The sequence below is a fragment of the Streptomyces sp. SPB074 genome (assembly GCF_000154905.1).
GTDB lineage: Bacteria > Actinomycetota > Actinomycetes > Streptomycetales > Streptomycetaceae > Streptomyces.
Window position 1 is genome coordinate 3,857,240 of the sequence record NZ_GG770539.1, and the last position, 7,778, is coordinate 3,865,017.

A 7,778-nucleotide genomic window follows, 5' to 3' on the forward strand; every position below is an offset into this window, starting at 1 on the left:
CGCGGCGTGGGGGTGGACTCCCGCGTGGCCTCGCCCCGCTTGCCGGAGGAGGGGACGGCGCTCGCGGCGGCGGCGCTCGCGGGGGCGGCGCTGGGGGCCTCGCTGGGCGCGGCACCGTCCGCGAAGGCGGGGACGGTGGCGGTGGTGAGGGCGGCGGCGAGCACGGCGGCGGCCAGGAATGAGCTGCGGCGCAAGGTAGCGGTCCTTCGTATCTGGGGAGCCCGCCCGGTGATTCGGGCGGACAGGGAGCCCGCGCGAAACGCCGGGCGGGCGGGGATGGCCGCGTGGCGTTTGACGCGGACGCACACAGAGACGGGAGGACGAGGGGGCGGGTTGTAAAGAACGGGCAAAGAGGGGAGGGGTGGGGGCGGGGGCGAGGTGTGGGGAGGCGGGGTGGCCGGAGGTGCGGGGCGGCAAGAGGGTGCGGGGTGGCCGGGACTGCGGTCCCGCAGTACCTCACCTCACCTCACCCCCGCTCCGCGCACTCCCCGCACGCCCGGGGCCACCACGTGGCGATGTGCGTCGCGCGCGGGTCCTGGCGCTGCCCGAGGTCCACGACGGTCTCGGGGTGGAGCGCGTCGCCGCACCACACGCAGTCCGCTCCGCGCACCTGGTCGGCGGTCAGCGTGGCGGGGTGGGGCAGCGCGTTCTCGTGGGGAGGGGCGGTGTCGTGACACGGCGCGGTGTCGCGGGAGGGGGTGGCGGCGCGGGAGGGGGCGGCGTCGGGCGAAGGAGTGGCGTCGGGCGAAGGCGTCGTGGCGCGGGAGGGGGTGGTGTCGTGCGCGAAGGCGGCCTCGTGGGGGTGCGTGGCCTCGTGGGCGTACACGGCTTCGCGGGGGTGGCTTGCCTCGCGCCGTCGCGCGGCGTCGCGCGGGTGCGCGGCTTCGGGGGCAAGTGCGGTTTCGTGGGGAAGTGCGGTGTCGTCACCCTGGGTCGTCCTCATGGCGGGCTCCATGTCGATACGCGTCCTCGTCATGACATGGTGGGACAAGCGCGAGGCCCCGGCTGTCAGTTTTTTACTGACAGCCGGGGCCATGGATTGACGCTGCGCAGCGCCGCACGGCCGGGGCTCAGGCGCCCAGCCACGAGCCGTACGACAGGAACGAGTCCGGGAGCTGCCGCTTCGCCGCCTCCAGCGCCGCGTAGGTCTCCCGTACCGTCGCGTGGTAACGCGCTTGCTGCGGAGCCGACTTGCGTGCGGCGAGGAGGTGCGTGAAGGCCCCCGAGAGGTCCCCGGTCCACACCTGCGCGCGGGCGAGTTCGGCGTAGTGGTGGCTGCGGCGCGAGGCGGGCCAGTCCGGCGGGAAGGTGATCCGTACGCCGTCGCGGGCGGCGCGCCCCCAGTCGTCGAGCTCGGCGGCGACCGAGACGCGGTGCACGGCGACGTTCGTCGGTCCGAAGGAGAGCCAGTGCACGCGGGTCGCCTCGCCGGTCCCGCGCGAGATCCGCTCGGCCTCGTCCAGGTGCGCGCCGGCCGCCTCCGCGTCCCGCGCACGCCCCGCCATGACGGCCGCCCCGAGGTGCAACTGCCCGGTCACCACGTCCCGTTCGCGGCCCGGCTCGGCCTGTTGGAGGGTGTCGAGGCCGAGCCGCATGAGGCGTTCGCCAGTGCGGTACTGGCCCTCGCGGAGGTAGGTGAGGGCGCGCATGTAGCGGTGCATGGAGCTGACGACGGCGTTGCTCGCGCGCTGCGCGGCCCAGTCCATGCGGGCGAGCGCGAGCGCCGCCAGGTCGCCGAAGCCGAGCTTCGAACTGACGTCGTACGCGGTCCGGTACGTACGGGCGAGCAGCGACCAGCCGTCCGTCGAGCCCACGCGGTGCGCGAGCGTCGTGACCTCCTGCACGAGCGCGGCGACCCGCCCCGCGACGCGCTTGATCTCCCCGGCCCGCACGAGTCCCAGCAACTCCTCCGTCTCGGAGTCGAGTTGTTCGTACGGGCGCGGGTGCACGTCCGGGTCGGCCCCGAGGTCGTACACGTCCAGCGCCTCGCGGATCGGCCGGATGAGCACGTCGAGTTCGTCCTGCCGCAGCTCCGTGTAGTACGGCTGCCCGGTGATCGCGGCGACATCGACCCGCAGAGCCCGCGCGATGCACGCCGTGACGTGCGGGGTGAGCGGGATGAGAGCCTTCTCCGTCTTCGTGACCGTCGAGTACGAGAGCCCGGCGAGATCGGCGAGGGCCTTCTGCGTGAGGTGCCGTTCCTGCCGCAGCCGCTTGATGCGGGTACCGGTGGGAGTGCTGAGGCGGTCGTCGTCGGGCGCGATCTGGTGCATGGCATTGCTCCGGTGGGAGGGGCGGCACGGCGTGAGCACGGTAGTGGGGCGGTCCGGCACGGCGCGCGGGGAGAGACGTCGTTCACCCGCGCGGGGCGGGTTTCGGGGCGGCGCGGGGGTGGCGTTCGATGGCGAGGGGTGGCGGACCCGCTCCATCGGGGACCCGGCTTCGGCCGTGGGGCCTGCCCCGGGGTCATACCCTCCGGCCCGTACGATACGGGGGGCGCGCCCAGGGCTCTGCGAGGCGCGCACCGGAGCCCGCCGCACCCGCGTACCCCGGCCGCTGCGCCGCCGTGCCCCCGATGACGCGCCGCCGCGCTCCCCACGCCACGCCGGACCGGATGCCCCATCATCCCCCGAGACGGCAATTACCGTGCCGGGAGGGGGGGTTGGGTCTGGTGAGGTGTGTGGTCACGGTGTGAAGAGGGGGAGCGGGCCGTACGGAGTGGTGGGCGTGGTACGCCCAATGTTCCCCGCCCCGTGGAGGCCCGGCGCGGCCTCCGTCTCGCCGCCCCTGCCATCCGCACCACGGTGCGCCAGGCCCGGGAAGCCGCGCCGACCCTGCCGGAGCCGGCCCGCCTGGCGGCGAAGGGCACGGCTTGCGCCCGGGTGTGCGGCACGTGTCCGGTACGGGAGATCGTGGGGACGGGGACCGTTCCCCGTGTGCGCGGAACGCGCGTTCGTGCCAGTGGCGCCACGCCGGCCGCGGAGACTGTGGGAACTGTGGACGGGTCGCAGCCCGGGCACACGCGGACCTGCGGGGGGCGTGAGGTCCGGTGTGGCTCGGGCGGCGAGCGTGTGGTGAAGGTCAGACGCTGTCGAGGAAGCGTTTCCAGGCTGTCGGGTCGAACCCGAGGTGCGGGGAGACGGGGTCCTTGGAGTCGCGAACGGCGAGGTGCGTCCCGTTCCTGGCTACCTCGACGCAATTGGCCTGTGGTTGGGAGTAGGAAGACGTGATCCACGTGGGCTGCTGCGGATCGTCGTACGGGTGGTTCACTGGCCTGCCATTTCGTTCAGGACTCTCCGAATGAGAGCCCGAGATTTCGACGGGTCGAGCGCGGCCATGTTGAGCCGTCGGAACAGCGCAGCGAAGCGCTCCGTATCCCCGGGCTCCTCGTAGTAGACCGTGCCGTTGTTCAGCTCTCCGTACACAAGATCCTCGGCCGAGGACGGCGAAAAGCTCATGATGACGAAGGGGCTGGCGAGAGCCGCGTTCATCGGGCTCTCCTGCGGCAGGATCTGCAACTCGACGTTGGGCAGGTCGCTGTCGGTGAGCAGCGACTTGAGCTGCTCGCGCATGACGGCGGCGCCACCTACCCGGTGGTAGAGCGCCGCTTCGCACACGATTACCCATAGCTGCAACGGCTCGGCCCGCGTGAGGACCTTGCGGCGGTCCTGTCGTACTGCCGCCTCTGTGTCCACGCGGTCCTCGTCCGCTCCGGGAGAGTGGATGCGGGCCAGAGCCTTCGTGTACGTCGGTGTCTGCAACAGCCCCGGGATCACGATGGGTTCGACGTCGTACATCTCGACGGCATCCCATTCCACCGCTATGTACGCCGCGTACGACGGGGTGACGCTGCCCGCGTACTGGGTCCACCACCCCTTCTTCCGCGCGTCCTTCGCGAGCTGCTCGATCTGGGCGCGCTCGGTGGGGTCCTTCACTCCGTACGCGTCGAGAAGGGTTCGCAGGTCAACGAGGCGGATGCCGGACTTGGCGTTCTCGATGCGCGTCATCTTCGACTCGGCCGAATCAAGCACCCGGGCGGCGTCCGAGTGCTTCAGGCCGGCGGCGACACGCAGGTCCTTGAGCAGCCGCGCCAAGCGGCGCTGACGGATCGACGGACCCGCGCTCGTGCTCGACATTCCTTCACCTCCAGGCGACGAAAGACAGTGTGCCTGGTGGGGCGAACAGCGGCAACGGAATTGGTGACTCACCATTTTGGGTTATTGACAATACGGAGTCACCTTCATGCAGGGTACTCATAGCGAGGTAGCTTCAACTCGCGGATGAGCCAACGGAGATGAGGGCGTTGGTATGTCCGAAAACCAGGAGGCGGCGGTGCGTCGTACGCGACTTCCGCGTCGAAGGACCAGCGTGCGGCGGGCGCGGAACTTCGCCCGGGAGGTGGCCGGGGAGTGGGGGCACCTCCAGCTCGCGGACTCGCTCGCGCTCATCGTGTCGGAGCTGGTCACCAACGCGGTCGTGCACGCGCGGTGCGGTGCGGGGCGGCAGGTGGCGCTGACGCTCGTACGCGGGGAGGGGGCCGTGCGGGTCGAGGTGCGGGACAGCGGGCGTGGGGCGCCGCTGCCGCGAGGGGCCGTGCCGTTCACGGAGGAGAGCGGGCGGGGGCTCGCGGTCGTGGACGCGGTGGCGGCGGACCGGGGGGTGCGGGACGAGGTCGTGGGCAAGACCGTGTGGGCGCTGCTCACCCTGGAGCCGGAAGCCTCGAACGTATCCGCCAGCGCGAGGGGGGTGCTGGGCCGTGCGACCCCTCGCCCGTGACGCCGAACGCCTGCTCTGCGAGGACACGGCGGTCCCGGGCCTCCGCGTACGAAGCGGGTGCCTGATGTGCGGTACGTACTCGCCGGAGGGGGTGAACGCGGACTCGGTACGGACGTGGTGCCTGGAGCACAACCGGACGACGGGGCACGCGAGTTACCGCGTGGCGGAAACGCGGTACCTGGTGGTGTCAAGGGAGTTGGGGGAGCCGGGACGGTGCGGGTGCGGGTGCCGGTGTGGGGGGCGCGAGGTGGAGGGCTGAGGGGAGGGCGGGGTGGCCGGGCTTGGAGGCGGGGCGCGGGGCCGGGGGCGAGTCGGGGTGAGGTGCTGGGGGTTAGGCTGCGAGCGAGGCGCGCCTTGCTCCGCTAGTCGATATGCCGGAAAAGCGCGACTCTCCGCTTCTTGCTCAACCGACGCCACTCGCTGACTGAAAGCGCTGGTCAAAGAGCTGCTCCCCGCGCGTGCGGGGAGTACGGACGTACCGCCTCTCGATTCCGCGCGGCTCGGCTCCGGCCACTTCGGCGGGGGGCACGCGGGCCGAGTTCGTACGGCCGTGCTCCGGCGCTAGCGGGGGTGTGACGCGGCCGTCCGCCTTCGCGATCCGTCCCGCTATGCTCCACCGCATGTCCACCAGTACCCCCGAGCCCGCGCGGCGCGGTCTCCTCACCGAGCGCATCGCCCGCGAGCTGGAGCACGGGATTCGTACGGGGGAGTACGCGCCGGGGGACAAGCTCCCCTCCGAGCGGGAACTCTCCGTACGGTTCGGGGCGAGCCGGAACGTCGTACGGGAGGTGCTGCGGCGGCTTGAGGCGCAGCAGCTCATCGAGGTCGCGCCTGGGCGCGGTTCCTTCGTACGGGAGCAGAATTCCGCGCAGGCGCGGGGATACGACGCCCTCTACCGGGCCGGTCGGCCCACCGTGCGGCAGCTCATCGAAGCGCGGCTCCCTCTGGAGACGGAGATGGTCCGTCTCGCGACGGAGCTCGCGACGGATGACGATCTCGCTGTGATGCGAGCGGCCGTCAACGCCCTGGAGCGGGCGGATGAACCGGTGGGCAAGGCGCGGGCGGACCTGGAGTTCCACGAGGCCATCGCGGTGGCGGCGGGGAACCCCGTACTGCGGATCATGCTTTCGTCCATCAGCGGGATGATGTTCGAGATGATGCTGCGGTCGAACTCGGACCCGAGCATCGCCGAGCCGGGTGTCCCGCACCATCCCGAGATCTTCGAGGCCATCGAACGCCGTGACGCGGAGCTGGCGGTGGAACGGATGCGGGCGCACTTGCGGTTGGGGCTGCGGACGTACGGGCGGGATCTGGACGTGCAGGTGGACGTGATGGCGAAGCAGCACATCGAGATGTTGCTGGGAGAGGGGAGGCGGTGAGCGGCTGGGGTGGGGGCGCCGGAGCGCTGGGGCGGGGAGGGGGTCTGCTGCGAAGGGCAGGGCTTTTGTCGTATATGACCGAATCGGAACTCCTTGCACGAAAGCCCATCGGCGGACACTGAAACCGCAGATCAGCGAGACTGCTCCCCGCGCGTGCGGGGATGGACCCACGCGCGTCGGCAGTTCGCCGGTGCACTCACGCTGCTCCCCGCGCGTGCGGGGATGGACCCGCCGCGGACCGCATGAAGCGGCTTGCCGAACGCTGCTCCCCGCGCGTGCGGGGATGGACCCTGCCCGGCGTCCTCACCCATCTCCGCAGGGCCCTGCTCCCCGCGCGTGCGGGGATGGACCCTCGCTCACGGGGTGCCGACGCGACCTGCGGCGCTGCTCCCCGCGCGTGCGGGGATGGACCCCACCACCGGAATCCCGCGCCCCCCCACCATTCCTGCTCCCCGCGCGTGCGGGGATGGACCCACCCCCACCCGGCGCCTCCCGAGTCGCCTCCCCTGCTCCCCGCGCGTGCGGGGATGGACCCGCGGGAGCGAGATCCTTTGCGTTCCAGCCGGACTGCTCCCCGCGCGTGCGGGGATGGACCCTACGGCGAGGACGCCGAAGAGGTCCGCTCGTGCTGCTCCCCGCGCGTGCGGGGATGGACCCTCTTCGCGCTCGTCGCCGTTCACGGCCCCGGACTGCTCCCCGCGCGTGCGGGGATGGACCCCCGTCCGTGCGGTCCGAGGCGATCCAGCCCTGCTGCTCCCCGCGCGTGCGGGGATGGACCCTCCTCTGGGGCGCGCCTTGTGGGCTCGCCTTGCTGCTCCCCGCGCGTGCGGGGATGGACCACAGGTTGACGGTGTCTCGGGTAAGCGTCAACTCTGCTCCCCGCGCGTGCGGGGATGGACCCAAGCGGCACTGCGCCTGGGCGACCTCACCCCGCTGCTCCCCGCGCGTGCGGGGATGGACCCGACGACCCCCAGCTGCACGTCCACGCGGCCGTCTGCTCCCCGCGCGTGCGGGGATGGACCCCGCTCCGCATCTCCCGCAGACCGCCCCTTGGTCTGCTCCCCGCGCGTGCGGGGATGGACCCGGCGGCGCGAGCAGGCGCGGGAGGACAAGCGCCTGCTCCCCGCGCGTGCGGGGATGGACCCTCGCCGATCAGTTGATGGGCCTCCTCGGCGACCTGCTCCCCGCGCGTGCGGGGATGGACCAAGCACGCGCCGTGCCGCGCGGCCTCCTGGGTCCTGCTCCCCGCGCGTGCGGGGATGGACCTTTGGAGGTGACCCTTACTCGAACAAGCTAATGCTGCTCCCCGCGCGTGCGGGGATGGACCCATGGCGGCCTCGCGGGTCCGGCCGTACTGCGTCTGCTCCCCGCGCGTGCGGGGATGGACCCGTGCCCTGGAGCCTCAGGGCGCGCACGGTCGGCTGCTCCCCGCGCGTGCGGGGATGGACCCGGCCCAAGGGCTACTGCTCGCCCCGCCCCCGACGTTTGTCCCCGCGCGCGGGCCGGACCCGGGCCGGCCCCTCCTCGCTCGTGCGGAGGCCCCCGCTCCCCTCCCACCGTGCGGCTCGCCCCCTCCTCGTGTGCTCCCGTCAATCCCGTCCGTCCCCTACCCCCCATCCGCCC

The 7,778-nt window shown here is 72.3% G+C and carries 6 protein-coding genes, 1 pseudogene and 1 CRISPR repeat array; of the genes and pseudogenes, 2 read left to right on the forward strand and 5 right to left on the reverse strand.

Translation table 11 applies throughout. The annotated features are described in order from the left end of the window. From SSBG_RS33265 to SSBG_RS16050, 5 genes and pseudogenes are all read right to left on the reverse strand, one after another. Nucleotides 1–194: pseudogene (locus SSBG_RS33265) on the reverse strand (sortase-dependent protein); the annotation flags it as partial. A 272-nt stretch (nt 195–466) separates the two neighbouring features. Next, entirely contained in the window at nt 467–943 is a 477-nt protein-coding gene (locus SSBG_RS16035) for a hypothetical protein (RefSeq protein ID WP_158677786.1), read from the reverse strand. A gap of 127 nt (nt 944–1,070) precedes the next feature. Beyond that, the gene (locus tag SSBG_RS16040; RefSeq protein ID WP_008747140.1) at nt 1,071–2,273 is read right to left on the reverse strand and encodes a helix-turn-helix domain-containing protein; all 1,203 of its coding nucleotides are present in this window, start codon (nt 2,271–2,273) and stop codon (nt 1,071–1,073) included. Nucleotides 2,274–3,081: 808 nt separating this feature from the next. Beyond that, a complete protein-coding gene (locus tag SSBG_RS16045) occupies nt 3,082–3,270 on the reverse strand; it encodes a DUF397 domain-containing protein (RefSeq protein ID WP_008747141.1) in 189 nt (62 codons plus the stop codon). Then, nucleotides 3,267–4,136: a helix-turn-helix domain-containing protein gene (locus tag SSBG_RS16050; RefSeq protein WP_037869909.1), complete on the reverse strand. Its 870-nt coding sequence runs from the start codon at nt 4,134–4,136 to the stop codon at nt 3,267–3,269. The genes SSBG_RS16045 and SSBG_RS16050 overlap by 4 nt, the downstream gene beginning before the upstream one ends. A gap of 172 nt (nt 4,137–4,308) precedes the next feature. Here SSBG_RS16050 and SSBG_RS16055 point away from each other — a divergent pair, with 172 nt between their 5' ends. Both SSBG_RS16055 and SSBG_RS16065 read left to right on the forward strand, forming a co-directional pair. After that, the gene (locus tag SSBG_RS16055) at nt 4,309–4,776 is read left to right on the forward strand and encodes an ATP-binding protein (RefSeq protein WP_008747143.1); all 468 of its coding nucleotides are present in this window, start codon (nt 4,309–4,311) and stop codon (nt 4,774–4,776) included. 608 nt (nt 4,777–5,384) lie between these two features. Then, the gene (locus tag SSBG_RS16065) at nt 5,385–6,155 is read left to right on the forward strand and encodes a FadR/GntR family transcriptional regulator (protein WP_037871524.1); all 771 of its coding nucleotides are present in this window, start codon (nt 5,385–5,387) and stop codon (nt 6,153–6,155) included. Between the two features lie 140 nt (nt 6,156–6,295). Beyond that, a CRISPR array of direct repeats spans nt 6,296–7,605; the repeat unit is 29 nt; unit sequence CTGCTCCCCGCGCGTGCGGGGATGGACCC. The last annotated feature ends 173 nt before the right edge of the window (nt 7,606–7,778 follow it).